The 18729-nt window shown below is 46.0% G+C and carries 17 protein-coding genes and 1 other RNA gene; 9 read left to right on the top strand and 9 right to left on the bottom strand.

The features are described from left to right. Positions 1–41 precede the first annotated feature (41 nt). The 3 genes from SBG41_RS09715 (at position 42) to glpK (ending at position 2332) form a co-directional block, all read left to right on the top strand. Positions 42–218, top strand: coding sequence for a hypothetical protein (locus SBG41_RS09715; RefSeq protein ID WP_317895342.1), 177 nt, complete (start codon positions 42–44; stop codon positions 216–218). A 158-nt stretch (positions 219–376) separates the two neighbouring features. Continuing rightward, positions 377–685 (top strand): hypothetical protein, encoded by a 309-nt coding sequence (locus tag SBG41_RS09710; RefSeq protein ID WP_317895341.1) that lies wholly within the window; start codon positions 377–379, stop codon positions 683–685. Between the two features lie 78 nt (positions 686–763). Next, complete coding sequence (gene glpK / locus SBG41_RS09705; RefSeq protein WP_317895340.1) at positions 764–2332, top strand: glycerol kinase GlpK; 1569 nt, start codon at positions 764–766, stop codon at positions 2330–2332. A gap of 13 nt (positions 2333–2345) precedes the next feature. Here the strand turns inward: glpK and SBG41_RS09700 are convergent, their stop codons facing one another. Together SBG41_RS09700 and SBG41_RS09695 are read right to left on the bottom strand one after the other, a co-directional pair. After that, positions 2346–3635 (bottom strand): MFS transporter, encoded by a 1290-nt coding sequence (locus tag SBG41_RS09700; RefSeq protein WP_317895339.1) that lies wholly within the window; start codon positions 3633–3635, stop codon positions 2346–2348. After that, entirely contained in the window at positions 3635–4531 is an 897-nt protein-coding gene (locus SBG41_RS09695; protein ID WP_317895338.1) for an alpha/beta hydrolase, read from the bottom strand. The genes SBG41_RS09700 and SBG41_RS09695 overlap by 1 nt, the downstream gene beginning before the upstream one ends. A 67-nt stretch (positions 4532–4598) precedes the next feature. Here SBG41_RS09695 and SBG41_RS09690 point away from each other — a divergent pair, with 67 nt between their 5' ends. Continuing rightward, positions 4599–5318: a glycerophosphodiester phosphodiesterase family protein gene (locus SBG41_RS09690; protein WP_317895337.1), complete on the top strand. Its 720-nt coding sequence runs from the start codon at positions 4599–4601 to the stop codon at positions 5316–5318. Positions 5319–5321: 3 nt separating this feature from the next. Here the strand turns inward: SBG41_RS09690 and SBG41_RS09685 are convergent, their stop codons facing one another. Both SBG41_RS09685 and SBG41_RS09680 read right to left on the bottom strand, forming a co-directional pair. After that, complete coding sequence (locus SBG41_RS09685; RefSeq protein WP_317895336.1) at positions 5322–7241, bottom strand: chloride channel protein; 1920 nt, start codon at positions 7239–7241, stop codon at positions 5322–5324. Positions 7242–7363: 122 nt separating this feature from the next. Further along, positions 7364–8767 (bottom strand): MATE family efflux transporter, encoded by a 1404-nt coding sequence (locus SBG41_RS09680; RefSeq protein ID WP_317895335.1) that lies wholly within the window; start codon positions 8765–8767, stop codon positions 7364–7366. A gap of 177 nt (positions 8768–8944) precedes the next feature. On the opposite strand from SBG41_RS09680, the gene SBG41_RS09675 reads away from it, so the two are divergent. Both SBG41_RS09675 and SBG41_RS09670 read left to right on the top strand, forming a co-directional pair. Then, on the top strand, positions 8945–9904 hold the full coding sequence (locus SBG41_RS09675) for an ATP-binding protein (RefSeq protein WP_317895334.1): 960 nt from the start codon (positions 8945–8947) through the stop codon (positions 9902–9904). Positions 9905–9958: 54 nt separating this feature from the next. Continuing rightward, a complete protein-coding gene (locus tag SBG41_RS09670; RefSeq protein WP_317895333.1) occupies positions 9959–11044 on the top strand; it encodes an MBL fold metallo-hydrolase in 1086 nt (361 codons plus the stop codon). Here SBG41_RS09670 and SBG41_RS09665 read toward each other — a convergent pair. From SBG41_RS09665 to SBG41_RS09655, 3 genes are all read right to left on the bottom strand, one after another. Next, the gene (locus SBG41_RS09665) at positions 11039–11419 is read right to left on the bottom strand and encodes a hypothetical protein (RefSeq protein ID WP_317895332.1); all 381 of its coding nucleotides are present in this window, start codon (positions 11417–11419) and stop codon (positions 11039–11041) included. The genes SBG41_RS09670 and SBG41_RS09665 overlap by 6 nt on opposite strands. 192 nt (positions 11420–11611) lie before the next feature. Next, complete coding sequence (locus SBG41_RS09660) at positions 11612–12925, bottom strand: TldD/PmbA family protein (RefSeq protein ID WP_317895331.1); 1314 nt, start codon at positions 12923–12925, stop codon at positions 11612–11614. Then, a complete protein-coding gene (locus SBG41_RS09655; protein ID WP_317895330.1) occupies positions 12922–14349 on the bottom strand; it encodes a TldD/PmbA family protein in 1428 nt (475 codons plus the stop codon). Before SBG41_RS09655 ends, SBG41_RS09660 begins: the two co-directional genes overlap by 4 nt. A gap of 129 nt (positions 14350–14478) precedes the next feature. Here SBG41_RS09655 and SBG41_RS09650 point away from each other — a divergent pair, with 129 nt between their 5' ends. Both SBG41_RS09650 and SBG41_RS09645 read left to right on the top strand, forming a co-directional pair. Beyond that, positions 14479–15747, top strand: coding sequence for an RsmB/NOP family class I SAM-dependent RNA methyltransferase (locus SBG41_RS09650; RefSeq protein ID WP_317895329.1), 1269 nt, complete (start codon positions 14479–14481; stop codon positions 15745–15747). 57 nt (positions 15748–15804) lie between these two features. After that, positions 15805–16284, top strand: a complete 480-nt coding sequence (locus SBG41_RS09645; RefSeq protein ID WP_317895328.1) for a hypothetical protein — start codon at positions 15805–15807, stop codon at positions 16282–16284. Positions 16285–16552: 268 nt separating this feature from the next. Here SBG41_RS09645 and ffs read toward each other — a convergent pair. Next, an RNA gene (gene ffs / locus SBG41_RS09640) (signal recognition particle sRNA) lies at positions 16553–16863 on the bottom strand. 61 nt (positions 16864–16924) lie between these two features. Then, a complete protein-coding gene (locus SBG41_RS09635; RefSeq protein WP_317895327.1) occupies positions 16925–17527 on the bottom strand; it encodes a hypothetical protein in 603 nt (200 codons plus the stop codon). A 106-nt stretch (positions 17528–17633) separates the two neighbouring features. Between SBG41_RS09635 and hemB the strand changes: the two genes are divergently transcribed. Then, entirely contained in the window at positions 17634–18650 is a 1017-nt protein-coding gene (gene hemB, locus SBG41_RS09630; protein WP_317895326.1) for a porphobilinogen synthase, read from the top strand. Positions 18651–18729 lie beyond the last annotated feature (79 nt).

Genomic DNA, 18729 nt, shown 5'->3' with positions numbered 1-18729 from the left:
CAAACTATTAATAGTAATTGACGAAGCCGAGGTGCAACCCTATGGCTACAATAAAAATAAACATGGAAGCAGATATAAACGATGAAGTAATAGCCAAGTTTGTCGAAATGCTAAGCAAGGCAGAGAAGCCTCCAGAGCGCATAGACATAAGCTTATCAAATATCTCGGGAACAATAACGATTCGAACAGTGTACAAAGAAGAAGAGGAGAAACAGTAGACATCAATATATCCTCTTCGGAAATAATGAAATAGTCAATAACCTTTATCCATGTTTTTCCCTTTAAAAATACGTAAGAATTAAAGATTGTCTGAATTAAAAATGGTTCATTATTTTAAGTAGGCAGGTAGACTAGTCAATCTTCGGCGGGGTTATTTATGGTTCCGAAACTCCGTATAAGAATTGAGGTTGATGACAAAGTACACGAGATAGATTTGTCGAGGACATTCTTTGAGCTTAACTGGAAAATAAATGGATATGAAGGAAGATTTCGTTTTCTTTCTACCAAAGCAGAAATCATTGTTGATAAATTCCCGGTTAGTGAGATAATGAATCCTCTCAAGCTCGCCAAGATGTTGCGTTTATTACGCGAGCTTGCAGATGAACTTTCAAAGAGCCTTGGCATCGACATAAGCGTCAAGCTAGCTGAAAGCATTGCCGTCTTCGAGGCTAAGCATAAGGAGTAAGATGTGGTACAAGCTATGTAGCCGTGCATATAGCAATTAAGCCGCATCCTTAATATACTATCCCGGTTAGCCCTCTTGGTGTCGGATCGATATGTACTCGCAATAGACCAAGGTACTACCGGGACTAGAGCAATAATCTTTAATGAAGATGGTTTACCGGTAGCTAATGGTATTAGCTACCGTGAGCATAGGCAAATCTATCCCCGTCCAGGCTGGGTTGAGCACGACCCCCTAGAGATATGGAACAACACGAAAAAAGTAGTGCACGAAGCCATAAAAAACAGCGGAATAAATCCTAAGAAGATAGTCTCTATAGGCATTACTAATCAGCGAGAAACAGTCGTTGTCTGGGACACGAGGACAGGGCAGCCACTATACAATGCAATTGTCTGGCAAGATAGGAGAACAGCTGATATCAGTGAGGAGCTTAAGCGCAATTACGGTGAACTAATACATAGGAAGACGGGACTTATTCCTGATCCTTATTTCTCGGCAACAAAAATAATGTGGCTAATGAACAACATTGAGGGACTTAGAACAAGGCTCGAAAGGGGCGAAGCAGTTGTAGGCACGATTGATTCATGGCTCGTATGGCAATTAACGCATGGCGCACGAGATGTTCCGACACCCGAGAAAAGAGGCACCCACGTAACCGATTATAGTAATGCATCTCGAACTATGCTCTTTAACATAGAGAAGCTTGAGTGGGACAACGAACTTCTCGAGATAATGGACAAGATTCCGGAGGCTGCTTTGCCTCTACCGATGCCTTCAAGCCATAAAGAGTGTTATGGCCATACCGGTCCTGAGGCCTCGAAACTTATTGGGGCGGAGATCCCTGTGTGCAGTATCATAGGTGATCAGCAAGCAGCGCTCATCGGTCAAGCAGGGTTCAATAAATCAGACATGAAAGCCACATACGGGACAGGTACCTTTATCCTTGTCAACACCGGTAAAGACATAGTGTATTCTCGGAGAGGGCTGCTTACTACAGTATATTATTCCATGAGGCCTATGGACGCCTATTATGCCATCGAGGGCAGTATCTTCGCAACGGGTGCCGCTATTCAATGGCTAAGGGATGGCTTAAAAATCATAGAGGTACCGGGCGAGGTTGACGCCCTCGCCGAGGCTGCCAAGGATACGGGTGGAGTATACTTCGTTCCAGCATTTACTGGTCTAGGAGCGCCGTACTGGGATCCATATGCAAGAGGGCTCATTATAGGTTTGACACGAGCTACTGAGAGAAGACACATAGTGCGCGCGGTAATGGAGTCAATAGCGTATATGACGAGAGATGTTGTTGAGGTTATAAGGGAGGAATCGGGCCTTGAAATAACTGCTCTGAAAACAGATGGCGGTGTATCGAAAAGCGACTTTCTAATGCAATTCCTAGCCGACATCCTCGGTATAGAGGTGCTAAGGCCTCTCGTCAAAGAAACAACAAGCTTGGGTGCTGCATTCCTTGCAGGAATAGCTGGAGGCTTGTGGAAAAACGTGGAAGACGTAAAGAGGCTCTGGCGTCCCGAGAAAGTGTTTAAGCCGAGCATGGAGCCGGAGAAGCGCGATAAGCTCTACAGTGGTTGGCGCGCAGCTCTGCGCAGAGCCTTAGGCTGGGCACGCGAAGTTCCATGGGCATATAGTTAGCAAAACAGCCAGGTTATTGTAGACTTATACGGTCTTTTGGATAAGTCTTTGCAACTACAAGCCATGCGGCCAGGCTCACAAGCCATAGCGACTCAAGTACTACAGCCGCATACATTATTGCTGTCCGTTCGGGATAAGTGTCCATGAACCACTCTACAAGTAGGCTGTATAGCGCTGGCCCTGTAGCCCACCCAGCGGTATTCAGTATATTGTATACTGAGAATACAGTCCCCCTATACTCTGGGCGTACACACTCGCTGATAATTGAGCTTATGTTTGGGTAAGCAAATGTTGTGAATAGTAGGCCTGCTAGTGCTAGAATTGTTGGAGGCAGTAGTGCTTTAAGCGAAGTAGAGCCATAGGGATAGGGGTACACGAACATCCCTAACATAGCTAAGTATCCGATTATTATCCCTATAGCTGAGATTTTTACTCGTCCAAGCACATCGCCTTTGTTGACACGGCTATCTGATAACTTTCCACCAATTATATGGCCTAACGCTATCGATATTGACGCTATAGCTAGAACACCGCTTGCAACCTCTTTAGTTATACCCCACCTCGTCATGAGGTAATCTACAGCGTAGAGCGTTATGAAGCCCCACGGAATGGTCCAAGGGATTATCTGCAACATCATTATTAATACGGTCCTATTCATGGCTGCCCTAAGCGCCTTGCGCAGACTATAGGCCTCTAGCCTTGCCGGCTTCTCGGCCTCACCTATTCTTATCCTATGCGAGAATACGTAGAGCGGTATTGTAAAGAAAATCACCATGAGCCCTGTCAAGAGATATGCTACTCGCCAATAGAATAGAATACCCCCAATAACCATGCCCACGAGGAAACCGAGTACACTTGGCGCATAGTATGCTGCATAGCCTGTACCCCTTTTCTCCGGAGGCATTATATCGGGTATGAAGGCGTAGATGACCGGTCCTATTCCTATCTTCGCGACGCCGAATACTATTAGTACTGCAAGCAGATATGCATAGTTCGTTGCTAGGCCCACCATTGTGAGTGAAAATCCGATCAAGAGGCCTAGTGTAAGCAGGAGCCTTGGACGGCCGAGCCTATCAGCCAATATTCCCCAAAGGAATGTTAAGGCCAGTCCAACGTATCCAGGCACCGTCTTCAATAAGCTTGCGTATACTCTCCAAGTTTTTTCGTCGCCAGGTATGATGCCCTCTTTCCACATTGGCTTTATTACTGCTGCTAACATGTAGTCACCGGCAAAATAAAATAGAACAAGCATTGCAAGCGAGAATAGTATAGCCGTAATGTTTGGGATCTTTTTGTCGCTCATCATAACCACCTCTCAAGAAATGAAATTACTTTCTCTCTATACTCTTGAGGATATTTTAGAATAGATTCGACATGCCTAGCATCAGTAATCCATAATTCGACGTGCTTGCCGGAAGAAACAGCTTTTTCGTAAAACTTTTTTACTTCGTCAAGAGAGACGAGATCATCTTCTTTGCCTGCAATAACTAAAAGAGGCTTTTTGAGTTTATCAGCATAGTTCATCATATTAAGTGCGTCTACGTCTACTTTTGCGATTCTTGATGCGAATCTAATTATTAATGGATAGGAGAGGAGAAGAAGATACCTCATTGGGCCCTTAATGCGTTTGATCCACCTCTTTCCCGACGATACGATATTAATATACGGGCTATCAGCTATTGTCGCGTCAACTCTGTCTTCTAATGCATTAAGCATTATAGAAACAGCTCCACCCATGGAGTAGCCTATTACGCCTATTTTCACGGCTTTATCAGGGAACTGATTCTTAATCCAAGATATTATCTCTTTATAATCCTCGATCTCTGTGTAACCGAGAGTAGTGTATTCCCCTTCGCTTGAACCGTGCGCCCTAAAATCGAACATTGCGACATTGTAACCACTTTTCGCGAGAAGCTCCAAAACAGGCTTCATATATCCTGTATCCCACTTACTTGAAGTATATCCATGTATAGCTATGACGGTCTTCTTACCGCCTACATCAATAAACCAGCCGCGTAATTTCACATTATCTCTTGTAACAACTTCTACATCTTTAAAATCGAAGCCAAGATCACGAGGACTCCATTCTTCTACCTTTCGTGGAGGTTTTAGTAGGCGGCGAGCAGAGACATATGCGAGCGCTGTAAGGAACCCGATAAACGTTAGCACAAGGGATGCAATAGCGACAATGGGCTGCACGGCCTAACCCGTTTTTCTTGTATCAGGTAACAGGATAATTAAATAATTACTGTGTGAGAATAAGAGAGTGGTGAGTGAAACGACTCCTCGCATACTTGGGCACAGAGGGTATCCTAGAAGGTACCCGGAAAATACTGTTGCATCGTTTCTCGGGGCTATTGTATATGGGGCTGATGGCGTTGAGCTAGATGTCTGGCTTACGTCCGATAATGAGGTAGTAGTGGTGCATGACCGAGATCTAAAGAGAGTCGCAGGAGTCGATAAGGATGTTAAGACAAGCAGTGTCTCCGAACTTAAATCAATCCATGTAGGCATGGGGCAAGTTGTGCCAACGCTTCGTGAAGTCCTTGAGGCTATCCCTAGAGGCTATGAGATATTCATAGAGGTAAAAGACGTTGATGCAGCTTTACCCTCATTAAAGATCGTGAATGAGCTCCAGAGACGAGAGGATGTAGTGATAATAAGCTTCAACGTTGATGTGTTAGAAATCATACGAAGTAATGACAAGGGTATTAGGCTAGGCATTAATATTGATAGCTTAGAGAAGGCTCAGTTAGCACTGAATCTAGTAGATGAGCTCAGTCTATATAGTGTTAATCCACCAATAGATGGAATAGAAATTATAGGAGTAAAAGGATTTGTAAATTACCTTAAGGCTGTAAGAGAGCGAGGTGCCAGGACGGCGATTTGGACAGTTAATGAACCGGAAAAGATTTCTAATATTGTTGAACTTGTAGACTACATTATGACGGATGATCCCTTGTTACTCAGAAGGTATTTTCAATGATTTTTATCTACTCTTCTTTATTATTTTTGATCTCTTATTGTTCGTAGTATAGAGATATGAAGCTATTGTTGCAGCCACGATATCCTGATAGAGTATTACACCCTTATATTTCAAATCCTTGTTAACAACTATTGCATAGTCTATGCCCTCTTCTTCAGCTTCTTCAAGTGCAGTCATTATGTGCACAAGGTCCTCATCTTCGTAAACAATAGGTGGCTTTCGTATCTCTATTTGACCTATAGGTGTTCCCGGAGGAGTTGCTAGAAGTTTTTCAAGGAAAGAAGCGTCTATTGCTCCAAGAACTCTCCCATCTTCATCAATTATCGGTATGATGTGTTGTCTTAGTCCCGCTATAAGCTCGATCGCCTTTGCAACAGTATCGCTTATTTTTAGCGGCTTAAACCTGCTCTCGTGTATCTCTAAAGCCTTCACACCTATGGCGAGGCCTCTGCGGCGAAGCATAGTAAGCACGGCCTCTATGTTGACTACCTCTGGCCTCACCCTATGGGGTAGCTGTGACTCATAGATAGTGTATTCACCGCTTATTTCTCGTGCAAGATAGCTTGCAAGTAGGGCCGGTACCAGTAGGCCATAGTTACCGCTCATCTCTGCAACCATAAGCGAGGTTGCAAGCGGGGTCTTCGATGCTGCTGCAAAGAATGCTGACATGCCGAGATACGAGTATATTAATGGATCAATACCGCTGAGAGGCCTTCCGATAATAACTCCATACGCGTACCCTATGAGTGCACCGGCCATGATGCCAGGAGCGAAGACTCCGCCGCTGCCACCAGTTCCTATAGAAAAAGCTGTAGCCACCATTTTTGCAAGTGCAACAATTATTAGTGCTAGTGCTATCCACGTGGTTGAGTTGTGAGGGAGCCAGCCTAAGACTATGTGCGGGTCTTCAAGGAACCTTGTAAGGAGTTGCCTACCTGACCCAAGAATATGCGGTAGAATCAAGCCCATGATCCCGGTTATCAACGCGCCAAGGACTGGCCTTAGCCAAGTCCTCTTAACGTAGTGTGAGAATAGCTTTCTAACCTTGTAGAATGCAAATACGTAGAACAGGCCGAAGATTGCAGCAAAGAAGGCTAGAATGATGTAGCTGCCAATTGCGCTAGCGGTGTATAGTACCCGTGTATCGGCCCGTATCTTTGGGAATACCTCACTATAGCCCCAGAAGGGCAGCGTTACTGCATAGCCAACTATGGCAGCAATTAGTGAAGGGACGAGTGCTTGTACAGCTATATCGCGGCGGAACAATACCTCAACAGAAAATATTGCAGTCCCAATAGGGGCCCGGAAGAGCGCTGAAAGGGCTCCAGCCATGCCGGAGACCAAGGCAATTCTCCGATCCCATAATCCTAGGCGTAGGCGTTGAGCAAGTGTGCTTCCAATACCCGCACCCATTAATGCACTTGGTCCTTCAACTCCGCCGCTGCCGCCAGTTCCTATGGTAAAGGCTGATGCTATGGCTTTTATTACGGGGACGCGGGTGCGCAGGATGCCGGCAAAGCGGTGAAACGCCCTAATTGCGGCATCAGTACCATGGCCCTCGGCTTCCGGTGCAAATTTGAAAACAAGAAGCGATGATACCACTGCACCCCCAGCTATTGCCGGGATAACGAGTAACGTATTTACGCGGCCTACATTATCGAGCACGGCGACCCCGAGGTCTGTGTAGCCTCTTGCCCCAATGCCTGCGCCGAGGAATCTTGCTGTTAACGATGTGACGAGTTCAAGCAATACGTAGAAGAATGAGGCAAATAATCCGCTCGCTGCTCCTATGACGGTGCCAAGAATTAGCCACTTCTCTAGGAACGTTAGCTTTGCTGCCAGTTGTGCGAACCTATACCTGATGCGGAGATTGAATGACCTTAAACTCTTTGGCGAAATTATTGTTTCAATGCTCAGCTTCATCAAAACTTTGCCCTCTTAATACATATGCTTAATCTCTCAGCAGCCTCCGTCATGAAATGAAATAAAGAACCCCTTAAACGCGTTAGGTTCTCTGTCAAGAAATAAGATATCAGAAGAATAAATCAGCGGGAACCGAGAATCTTCGTCAACACGTTCCTGGATAGCTTCGATCTAATATAGGGGTCAGCAAGTATACATAGAGTATATGCGATGAAAGTATAAACAATGAAAGGCTTACCTATAACTTTAAGCTCTACGAAAAATCTATGCGATGGAAGGGGTACAGGTATAAAGTATGCGACTATATAGCTTAGCGCAATATAGACGATGACCGGTAATGTTACGAACGCGATATCCTCTCTGCTAAGTGGCTTAAAGTGTACCAGGAAGCCGATGCTTGTTATGAGCGGCGCAATGATCGATGAAAACACCCATGCATTTACAGCAGCGGCCTTGCTAGATGATGCAATAAGTAGTACCATCATAAGGACTATATAGATGCTCCTAGAAAAGAGCACGAGCAACGATATCTTTAAGACTTTGTTACGTGCATTTTCGGCATCGCCCCTAGCAAGGCCGCTGACAATGGATCCCAAGAACGACTCGTATAATACCATAAGTGCTGCAATCGCTTGGTACCTTACCGCGCTGGTAGCCCAACTATAACGAGGATTAATAAGAAAAATTATGTGATCAGGATGGGCAAATGCAAATACGAGAAGCGGTGTAATTGCGAAAAGCGAGAAACGCATTGCCCCAAGTGTATTTTCAACAATTCCTCCCCGTAGAAGATATGTGGAGATATAGCCGAATCCCTGCATTATAGCTTCTCTTAACAAGGAGAACACTATGAGAGTCGCAAAAAAAGCAGCTACAACCTCCTTCCCCCAAATCCTATCAGCAATTATTGCATCAAGACTTGCAAGGATTACGGTTATTACGCTCGGAACATACACATAACCGTATCTAAACCATTCTCTGAGAATCCTTCTCCACGAGTTCGGCGATGGTTTAGCTTTACGTGTCCAACTATAGCCCGAAAACGCGGAAATAGTAGAGGCAAATATTGCACTAAGTAGTGCACCTAGTAACCCGCCATGCGCTAAATAAACCAGAGCCACGATCATCCCGGTATATATAGTTCTATAAATCAGTGTTAGAGCTGCATACCTTATTGGGCGAAGAGCGTTCATTAATATTCTTATAGCGTTATACATGCTCATCATTGCCACAGTAATGGATGCAACGAGCAGCAAGTAGCCACCAACGCCTAAGTAAGCGGCTACAATGAGCCCTACTAGCGCCGAAAATAGCGCAGAGAGCAGAGATAGCGCTATACCGGCCTCCCATGATCCAGGTATCTTCTGAGCATTGTATCTATAGGCCCAATCACCCATAAGTGTTAAAAGAATTGAGCCAAAGAACACGGCTCTCTTAGTTATAGTCTGGTATATAGCGTAGTCGTTTGGGCTTAGCCTCCTAACCAGTATAAACGAAGCTATAGTGCTAATTAGTAATGCGATCAAAGCGGAGGCCATTCTTAGTATAATAGCAGTCGTAATGCCGAGCCTTCTCAGTATCCATCCCCGCGCTGTGTCTTGTCAAAAGCTATTCAGGACGCGGCTACCAGGCAGGGTGCTCTGAGAAGCTTTCCGTTAAAAGAGGATTTCAGTACAGTTTACAAGAGTGGTGGAAAGAGTATTTTGCTCATAGGGCGTGAAAAGGAGTTAAAATCTTTACAAGAATACACTAACAAAACTAATGGAACAATAAAAGTTATGTACATTTATGGCGCTAAAGGAGTAGGTGTTTCAAGTGTTTTACGAGGTTTTGCAGCACGCCTTGCACGCAACGACGAATACACAGTACTATATATAGACTCCATAGAGGGCGATGATGTAGCAAGGGCAGTTGTGGCGACGGATAGAATCAAAGGGCTAGTTCTAAGTATGGCTTCTAGTACCGAGATGGAGCCGGGGCGCGCGCTCCTATATACGCTGCCTATTATTGCCATAAGGCTGGGTTTGCCCAATATTCGCGATAAAAGAGCAGTAATAATAGTTGACCACATTGACAAAGGAATTGGGCCTACGCGTACACCGGAGTATCTTGATTCTCTCAAGGCTTCGGCGAGAAAGCTCATCCAGTGGAGGGCTAGAGGCGTTACAATAATAGCTGGGGGGACCCAGCTAGGGCTTCAAGAGATTGAGAACAAGGGACACGTCCTCGGCATTGCTATGGATTTTGCTAGAATTGTTGGGCTCGAAAAAGAGCCTTATTATAAGTTGCTCGAATCACTCCAAGTGAATTTCTCGCTAACGCCTTCAGAACTATGGGAACTCACGGGAGGGAATCCAGGCGAAACATTAGTTCTCGCGAAGAGGTATCGGGGCGACCACTTATTCTGGTTAAGCGCTTTGAAGGCACGTCTCCGCAGAGTCATAAGGATAATAGAGAATAAGGGTCTTCTAGAAGAGCTTAGGAACGCGTTAGACGATCTCGGCAATATACACCCACGTGTTGCTGAGATTCTCCAAGCTTACGACATTGTCATTAGATGCGACAAATCGGTACTTGGTAAAGAAGACGAATACGATGAGTGCGGCTTAGAATGGCAGCTGCCTGTATACAAGAAACTGCTTACAGAACTATTATCGGTATAAAACATAGGTGATCAATCGTTTGACAAGGGGTCTCTTAAACAAAGATTGTTAGAGGTGGTTCGGAGGCTAGACATCTTAGAGGTATTTGAAGTACTATGGTTTGATAGTCTGGGTGCAAAATCGGCTTCAATAAAGATTCTCGGCAACGACTGTAACATTGTTGTTGACCCAGGAGCGGCAGCAATGCAGCCAAGCTACCCCTTGTCTCCCAGCAGGAAAGAAGAGTTACGAGCAGAAGCATTAAGGAAAATAGCTAAGGCCCTAGGCGAACCCTCAACGAGAGCAGTAATTATAACACATTATCATTATGATCACTATCCTCGTCCTGGCGAGCCCTTGCTGCCTTTAACTCTATTCAGGTCAAAGCTTATTCTTGCAAAAAACCCTAACGTATACATAAACGAGAGTCAATGGAAGCGTGCACGCACCTTTTACGAATCACTCATCGCGACCCTATCTAATCAAAGCGTGATGATCTATGATAAACCGGCTCCAATAGGCATTGGCGACCCCACGGAGAAGCTTACAATAGCTATGTCCAGGAGCTTCGGAAACTATGATAGTAGACGTAGGGAGCTCTTAGAAAGAGGAAAGTCCTGGTTTAGAAAGCTTAGGGAAAAGTGGCTCTCGGAGCCCTGGATAAAGGAACTGTCTTTACCAGACGGCTCTGCGATAAGATGGGCCGATTCTAGGACTCAAAATGTTTGTGGAATAGAGTTAAAGTTCACTGAACCCTGGTTTCATGGAGTTGAATACGACCGAACGGGATGGGTCATAGGATTTGAAGCACGTATCAGAAATATCAAAATGTTCTACAGCAGCGACATCATGGGCCCAATAATAGAGGACTATGCAGAAGAGATATTCAAAACGAGGCCCGATATAGTTATACTTGATGGCCCGCCAACGTATCTCTATCCCTATATGCTTAACCGTATAAACCTCGAGAGAGCAATAGATAATGCAATAAGGATACTTGAGGCACAGCCACGCCTAGTAGTGTATGATCATCATCTTTTAAGAGAAAAACGATGGCGTGAAAGAGTATCAAAAGTATTCAGGGAGGCAAGGAAGCTCGGAGTAAGCATCCTAACAGCGGCAGAGCTTCTCGGCAAGAAACCCCTAATCGACCTGCTATAGAATCCCCAAGATCCTTAGTATAATAGACGCTGCAATAGTGTATACCAGGCTTACCAGTGAAGAAATAACGACGTCCCTCTTTGAGAGCTTAGCTTTTCTCGTTACTGCCAGCATGCCACCGTAGAGAAGCAGGTACATGCCTAGAACGTTTGTAAACATGTAGCCTAGATAGAACCCGGCAAGTTTGTTTAAGCCGAAAGCTTTGTTGAGTAAGTATGCTATTGCGAGGCTCAACGGGATATTAACTATCGCGTCATTCCACCATGATAATGGGCTCAATATATAGCCTATGGTGGCGAGAATCCCGCCTATCATGCGCTGCTTCTTTATCTCGCTTCTCGTCTTCTTGGCCTCTACTCTGCTGGATGTTGTCATTGTTTCACCTACTACGGCGTTATCTAGGACGGGCCGGCCAAGGTACTTGGTAGATGGTGGAGAGACTAGGCGAGAGATAGTAATTTGGTTCCCTTAAACTCTAGTTTTAGGGCAAAAATCTAATAAAGATAGTCCTAATGCTTAATGTGCTGCTGTAGAAAAAGTTATGCGGCTAATACAATATCCCGAATCTTATCGTGGTAATGATATGTTTGCCTCGCTTAGCAATATGTGGGGTATTCTTGTAGGATGAGATACTTCCCACCACTCTATTTGCCATAGTTCTTTTCCTAGGGCTTCAACTGAGGAGAATAGGCGTGGCATTTTGTCTGCTATTCTTATGCGCTCAGTACAATAAGCGGGTTTTCCACCCTCGTATACTATGACTGCGTCTCTCGAGACAGTAGAGAATACACCTTCAACGTGGTTCTGGAACCTCGTATACCAGTTATTCGTGATGTATATGCCGTCGCGAAGCTGCTCAACTAGCTCGTCGAGGCTATTATCGCCTGGCAATACCTCTATATTGAATGGATGGGGCATTATCCAGCCCGCGTTGCCAGTAGTTTTCGCGTTCATCACCTTTGCTGTCTTGGAGTTATGGAGCAGCGTCTTTAGGATGCCGTTCTCAATCACTGGCTTGTCATGTGTGGCTACGCCTTCGTCGTCGAAGCCTCTGAAGAACGGGAGAGAAGTATCTCGTGGCTTGTCTAGTATGGTTAGTTTTTCGCTTAGAACTTTTTCGCCGGGCTTTTTGCCTGCAAAGAAGCTTATTCCAAATACGATGCTGCCAGCACTTGCAGCAGAGACAATATGTTCGACAAGGTTGGCGGCAACCATTGGTGATAAGAGTACTCTGTACTTGCCGGGCTTTACTTGTTTCTTTGGTAACTTTGAACAAGTATCCGCAAGATGTGAGGCGGTGTCTATGGCTCGCCTTGCTAGTGATGGGTCATACGAAGTACTTGTCCAGCTCCATTGCCCACTGCTCTCTCCTCTGAACACTCGCAGGTAGCCATTGAAGCTCGTTGCCTCGTAATATAAGTCCGCGCCATTGCTTCCAAGGAGCGTGGTAGCTGTGTGGCCGAACTCTACCTTGCCTGCCACGTCACCCGCTTCTGCCGCATTTATTTCCTCTACTTGTTTACTTGCATCACCGCTCTCAACTATATCAACTATATTCCTGTCTACGTAGGACAAGGGCTCGCCGCTAGGTTCGGGGAGCGGAGCATAGAACGGCGATGGTTTTAAGAAGTCTAGGACGCTACATGCCTTCTCTACAAGGTTCTCTGGGTTCTCTGATTCAAAGCTGCTTACAGCTATTCTCCCATTCTTTGCAACATATAGTTCAAGCCTTAGCGTCTTCCATGACTGTGTTACACTTATTTCTCCCCGAGCATACTTCACCATTAAATCCTTCACTAGGCTTAGCTTAACTATGTACTCGTCAGTTTTGCTTTTTACGCGGTTAGCTATCTGCTCAGCTAGGACTCTTAGGTCACTCACTGTATTGTCACCCCTCTAAGCCTTACATGAGGACCTCCCATCCATACAGGAACCCCTTGTGGGGGTTCGCCTTTTCCGCAGAGACCCGCATAGAAAACGAGATCCTTGCCGACGGCATCTATGGAGCTGTATAATTGTTTCGTCGTGACTTCTAAGGCTACATTTGTGACAGGGTCTTTTATTTCACCGTTTTCTATAACATATGCTTCGAGGGCAACGTATCTCTGCCCCCAACGAATATCATCGATATTCCACTCCATGTACTTCTTCATGTAGATGCCTTGCTTTATGTCCTCTATAAGTTCTTCAAAGCTATAAGTACCGGGCTTCATATAGGTATTAGCCATTCTTACAATGGGTTCGCTCTTATAGTCCATGGCTCTTGCTGCTCCATTGCTCTCAACGCCATAGACGGCAGCTGTCTCCCTATTGTGTAGTAGCTCTGCAAGCATTCCGTGGTTGTAGAGTATTCTCTCTCGTGCTGCAACTCCTTCGTCATCGTAGAGATAGAAGCCGAAGCTACCAGGAATAGTTGGATCATCAACAACTGTTACCGCATCGCTTCCGATTCTATCCTCTTTATAGGTTGTTCTGAAGCTCATCCCTGCCTGTGCTGCTTCTCTGCCAAGTACACGGTCAGCTTCGCTAGGATGCCCGGCTGATTCATGAACCATGAGCCCAACAATCTCCGGGGATAATACAACATCCATACGTCCACGCGGAGGAGATCTTGCCTTCACTAATGCAGTATAGAGACTCTCTATGTCGTCACTTATCCTTTTTTGAAGATTGAAACTATCTAGAAGCTCGTAGCCTCCACTGGCGCCTACCTCTCCGAACCGATTTGCCCGCTTATCCTCGTATGTCGCTGCAAGATTGTACATTACTGCTACACGCGGAACCCTACTCTCAATAAAAGCTCCATCACTGGTTAACAATATTTTTTCTTCGATTGTTTCACTATATATAACGGTTGTGTTACTCACTTTAAACCCGTTCTTTTCGAGTTCAAGCACCTTATAGATCTCGGAAAGATAGCTAATCTTGGAATCCAGCGGAGTATCCTCAAGTTTTCTTCGCTCTAAAACGCTATAGCGAGCATTTCCCAGTCTCCCGGGGCCCATTTGCACGCCGTGCCTAACACCGCGCGACGATGTTTTCGCGGCCGATACAGCCCTAAGGGCGGCATCCCTAACATCTTCACTCGTTATGCGTGTAGCAGAGGAAAACCCCAGTCCTCCATTGACTATAGCGCGTGTGGCTATGCCGGATTGCGCACTAACTTCGACACCCATTACTACGCCGTTTATCATCAGTATTGTCGTCCTCTTAAGGCTGTGGTAGCGTGCCTCGGCGTACTCAGCTCCGCTGCTCTGCATCAAGTCTATAGCTTTTTGAAGCAGGGATGGGTCAGGGTTAGACAAGGACCGGTATCCTCCAGAGAGAGGGCTACTTTGTACCTGGTACAGCGGCTCCATAAATTATATTGGCGGCGTCGTATTCGTGGCTGTAATGAGCAAGGGATAGAAAGGAAAAGCTACAGGGTATGAATGATGCTGCCAGAGGAGGTTGCAGCCATAATATTAGCAGAGACTGTTCACTCTAGGACATCTCTAAGGGATGTAGCAACAAGGTTCTTTTCCAAACACCCCGAGATGGATTACATGAAGCCTATTGTTAGGGTCTTAACGCTAGGCGTTGCTAGAAACTATATGCTCCTAGACCGTATACTCGTGTCATATGGATATGGGCCTCCAAACCATTCCACAAAATGGATGCTTGCACGAGTACTCGTCTATGAGGCTATAAGTGGTAAACTTAAACCTACACGTGCCAGAAAGTTAGCACCAAGAGCCGGAGTAGAATCAGAAAAAATCCTTGAGTTGCGCGGCGCTGATCCAAGAGAATTCGTAAAGGGGCTTAGCGGAATAGACAAGCTTAGTGTTCTCTATAGTTTTCCACGATGGATAATCGAAGAGCTTGTTTCAGCAGGCATAGAAAACGTTTCACAACTACTTCAAGCACTTAACAAGGACCCGCAGCGATGGATACGCTTTGCGCCAAGCGTAAAATTCGAAGACCTAGCACTAAGACTAAAAGCATATGGAATAATCATAGAGCCCGATAAACACTTGTACGATGTCGCTAGGATAGTAAAGGGCGCGTCCAAGGCAGCTAAGACGAAGGAATATCAGCAAGGCCTCTACGTTTTACAAGATAAGGCCTCTGCCCTCGTAAGCCATGTAGCTTCTCCTCAAGACAAAATCGGTATTGACCCAACAGCTGGCGCAGCAATAAAGGCAAGCCATATGGCATGGCTTGGAGCCCGCTACGTTATCGCAGGGGACCTCAAGCCGCAGAGAATACGAGAAGCAAGGCACACGCTCAGAAGGCTCCACATAGATCATATAGTTGACCTTGTGGCAGGCGATGCACGCTCAATCTATGTGAGAACCTTCGGCGCAGCGATAGTGGACCCTCCCTGCACGGATATAGGTAGACTTCAATATGAGCCCGAAGTAAAGATGTGGCTCACCCGGGGCGACCTTAAATTCTACAGCAGGCTACAGGAGAGAATGCTGCGCTCGGTTCTTGAGGCAGCGCCTCGCAGAGCCGTAATCGTGTATAGTGTATGTACACTCACTTATAGCGAGACAATCAGGGTGGTAAGAAGAGTAATTGAGGCCGTCCAAGAAGCAGAGCTTGTAGAACCGGAACCCGTTATCGGCGAGAAACTCAAAAAGCTTCCTCGCGCACAGCGCCTCTTACCACATATTCATAAAACCCAGGGCTTCTTCATAGCAAAATTCATGAAGCTTTAGCAAGATAAAAACCTTGGAATAAACTCGTTCTACGGGGGCGAAGAGAGGAGAATATCCATGAGCATGCAGGTATCAGTAAAATACGATGATGTATATAACGCACTCGAGCCGCTCAGAGGCTTAAAGCTCAGAGGCAGTATAAGCGGGCCACCAAGCCAGAAGCTCCCACTAAGAAAGATTGTCGAGAATGGTATGAAAGAAAGAATAATTGCAACAGAAGAATATAGAGGCTCGAGAATAGTAGCTGTAAAGATAGATGATGAAACATACCTTATATGTCATTTTGGCTTAGAAGAGCCCGACGACTTCTGCATAGCAGTGGAGGGAAAAGAAGCATGGCAACATATAGTTCAAGCCGCAGACAAGCTATCGAGGCTTATGAAGGAATCATACACGTTAACCTTATCAGCAATCATACACGCTCTCCAAGGCATAATATCAGCCGAGGAAGGCGAAGTTGAAGAGATCACTGACCCTGACCAAGTAATAGAAGAACTTCTTACATGGCTACCTGAATACATCGCCATAACTGATTAGAACCGGCTCTAAGAACTCTGCCGGCAAATGCTTCATAAACAATCCCATAGCTAACCATTTTATGCCTAACGCATAGCCAGGCAAAATAACACATCAAAAAACTCGTGATTATGATATAAGAGAAGAGTATGCCCCCGCCAGGGGGCCTGGAACGGATACCCGGTTTCATCCAAGGCGCCGCTACGCGGCGCCGTCACCGGGCGATACCCGGGCCACTAATTATCAATAGGACTAGCCAGGGGTTATTTTAGAACCTTTGCCGAGGGCCCGCGCGGCCCCCCTGTGCGGCCTTGTAGTAGCTACAGCGGTTATCCCAGCCGTTGCCTCACCCCGTTCCCCCGCGAACGCCGGACGTCCGGGGTTAGGTTGCTCCCTTCCGGGCCTGGCCTGTTTCCCCCGGTAAGGGCGGTAGCCTCCCTCCCTCCGGAGGGGGCTCCGCCGCCGCCGGCCCCGCGGGACGGGGGTCATTGGTCGGCTGGGGCCGCTGTAGCTACTACAAGGCCGCACAGGGGTTACTGGCCCCCGCATTGCGCCCGTTTCGGGCGTGGGGGAGGGCGAGCCCCCGGCCCTTCCCGCGCGGCGCCCTCTTCGGCGGTTCTCCGTTGTATTTTGGGTAGTTTAGGGGGTTTATGATTTTGGTTCATTCTTTCCCAGTTTCTATTATCCATGTAGCTATGTCTTGGAACCCATAAGATAGCATGGCTCCAAGAGACTCTATTCCATATAGCCTTGCTGTTCGTTGGGCATTCTCTGTAAAGCGTCCTGGAAGCATTGCTAATGGTACTATGATGTCAGCATTAGATGGTTTGATGTCATCTGTTGTTCGTAGTAGTGTTTGTGTTTGTGTCTCGTAGCCGTGAAGCTTTACAAACTCGTTTATCATTGTGGCATCGTGGCTTTGGAGTATTTGTGCTCGTTTCGACTTGAGGAAAACCAGGAGGGGTCTCTGACGATGCTTCTTTGCAAGTTCTCTTACAATTATTGATGCTATTAGATATTTTGGGGGCGTTTTTGGATTACATCCTTTTTCGACAAGCTCTAGCCAGTGGCCGCCTCTTGTTGGTAATAATAGGTATGTTTCGATAGATTCTTCGCAATCAATATATTCAACACTTTCTATTGTCTTAGCTATAACCCTTAGCCCTAGGGCGTCTTCGACCATGTGGGTTAGTTTTCTTATAATTGGCAGAGCTTCTTCGGGTGTTCCCGGCTTATGATAGACTATGATAATGCTTCTTTGCATACCGGGTTTGCCTCCGAGAATGTAGTGTTGTTGCTGGAAGGGCAGTGAATTAATTTCTCCTAGCACATAGCCCTTAGACTGGCAGAGCTTCCTGGTGAATCTTGTTATGCCGATGTTTCCTCAGACTAGGCCACGTAGACTTAGACTGAGTAAGGCTATACGAGACTTAGTAGCTGAGACCAGTATATCCGTCAACGATCTCATAATGCCTATCTTCGTTAAGGATGACATTGAGAACCCAGAGCCTATTGATGCTATGCCTGGCTATTACCGTTATCCGGTAAAAGACGTGGTAAAGATTGTCGGAGAAGCACTAGAACATGGAATTAAGGCGTTTCTCCTATTTGGTGTGCCAAAGCCGGAAAAGAAGGACCATACGGGAACTCCTGCCTATGACCCTAATGGCCCGGTTCCGCAGGCGATAAGGCTTATAAGGAAAGAGTTTGGCTGGGAGCCACTCATTTTCACAGATGTGTGTATTTGTGGATACACGAGCCACGGACATTGCGGTATACCCGTTGAAAAGCATGGAAGAACACTAATAGATAACGATTCAACGCTAGACGTCATAGCTAAGATGGCGGTTGTCCATGCAGAAGCTGGAGCTGATTTCGTAGCGCCATCTGGGATGATGGATGGAATGGTTGCTGCTATCCGTGAGGCCCTTGACGAGGAGGGATATAGTGAAGTCGGCATAATGAGCTATGCCATCAAGTATGCGAGCGGGTTCTATGGGCCTTTCCGCGAAGCGGCAGATTCTGCTCCACGGTTCGGCGACAGAAGGAGCTACCAAATGGATCCAAGGAATGCAATGGAGGCACTAAAGGAGGCTCTCTTGGATATTGAAGAAGGAGCTGATATTCTTATGGTCAAGCCAGCCCTAGCATATCTCGACGTTATACGGTTGATCAAGGAGAATTATCCCCACTATCCTCTTGCAGCATATAATGTAAGCGGAGAATACTCTATGGTCAAGGCAGCAGCAGAGAAAGGTTGGATTGATGAAAAACTTGTTACATTTGAGATACTTACTGCAATAAAGAGAGCGGGTGCCGACATAATAATAACTTATCACGCAATGGATGTTGCTAAATGGCTGCGTGAAGGGTATTCCCCGTTCTAAAGCGTTTTTGCGCATCAAATCTATTACTTATCAACACCTATTGTGGGCCCTTATTTATGCAATGTTTGTCTAATACCAT

Origin of the sequence: Pyrofollis japonicus (assembly GCF_033097485.1) — an archaeon.
Classification (GTDB): domain Archaea; phylum Thermoproteota; class Thermoprotei_A; order Sulfolobales; family Pyrodictiaceae; genus Pyrofollis; species Pyrofollis japonicus.
The sequence above is the reverse complement of the archived record's forward strand: the minus strand, read 5'-3'. Positions and strand labels throughout refer to the sequence as shown.

Coding starts and splice junctions, on each gene's coding strand:
- SBG41_RS09665 (WP_317895332.1), bottom strand. CDS start 11,419: ATGACAACATCCAGCAGAGTAGAGGCCAAGAAGACGAGAAGCGAGATA.
- SBG41_RS09650 (WP_317895329.1), top strand. CDS start 14,479: ATGCTGCCAGAGGAGGTTGCAGCCATAATATTAGCAGAGACTGTTCAC.
- hemB (WP_317895326.1), top strand. CDS start 17,634: ATGCCGATGTTTCCTCAGACTAGGCCACGTAGACTTAGACTGAGTAAG.
- SBG41_RS09645 (WP_317895328.1), top strand. CDS start 15,805: ATGAGCATGCAGGTATCAGTAAAATACGATGATGTATATAACGCACTC.
- SBG41_RS09710 (WP_317895341.1), top strand. CDS start 377: ATGGTTCCGAAACTCCGTATAAGAATTGAGGTTGATGACAAAGTACAC.
- SBG41_RS09635 (WP_317895327.1), bottom strand. CDS start 17,527: ATGCAAAGAAGCATTATCATAGTCTATCATAAGCCGGGAACACCCGAA.
- SBG41_RS09715 (WP_317895342.1), top strand. CDS start 42: ATGGCTACAATAAAAATAAACATGGAAGCAGATATAAACGATGAAGTA.
- SBG41_RS09700 (WP_317895339.1), bottom strand. CDS start 3,635: ATGAGCGACAAAAAGATCCCAAACATTACGGCTATACTATTCTCGCTT.
- SBG41_RS09685 (WP_317895336.1), bottom strand. CDS start 7,241: ATGAAGCTGAGCATTGAAACAATAATTTCGCCAAAGAGTTTAAGGTCA.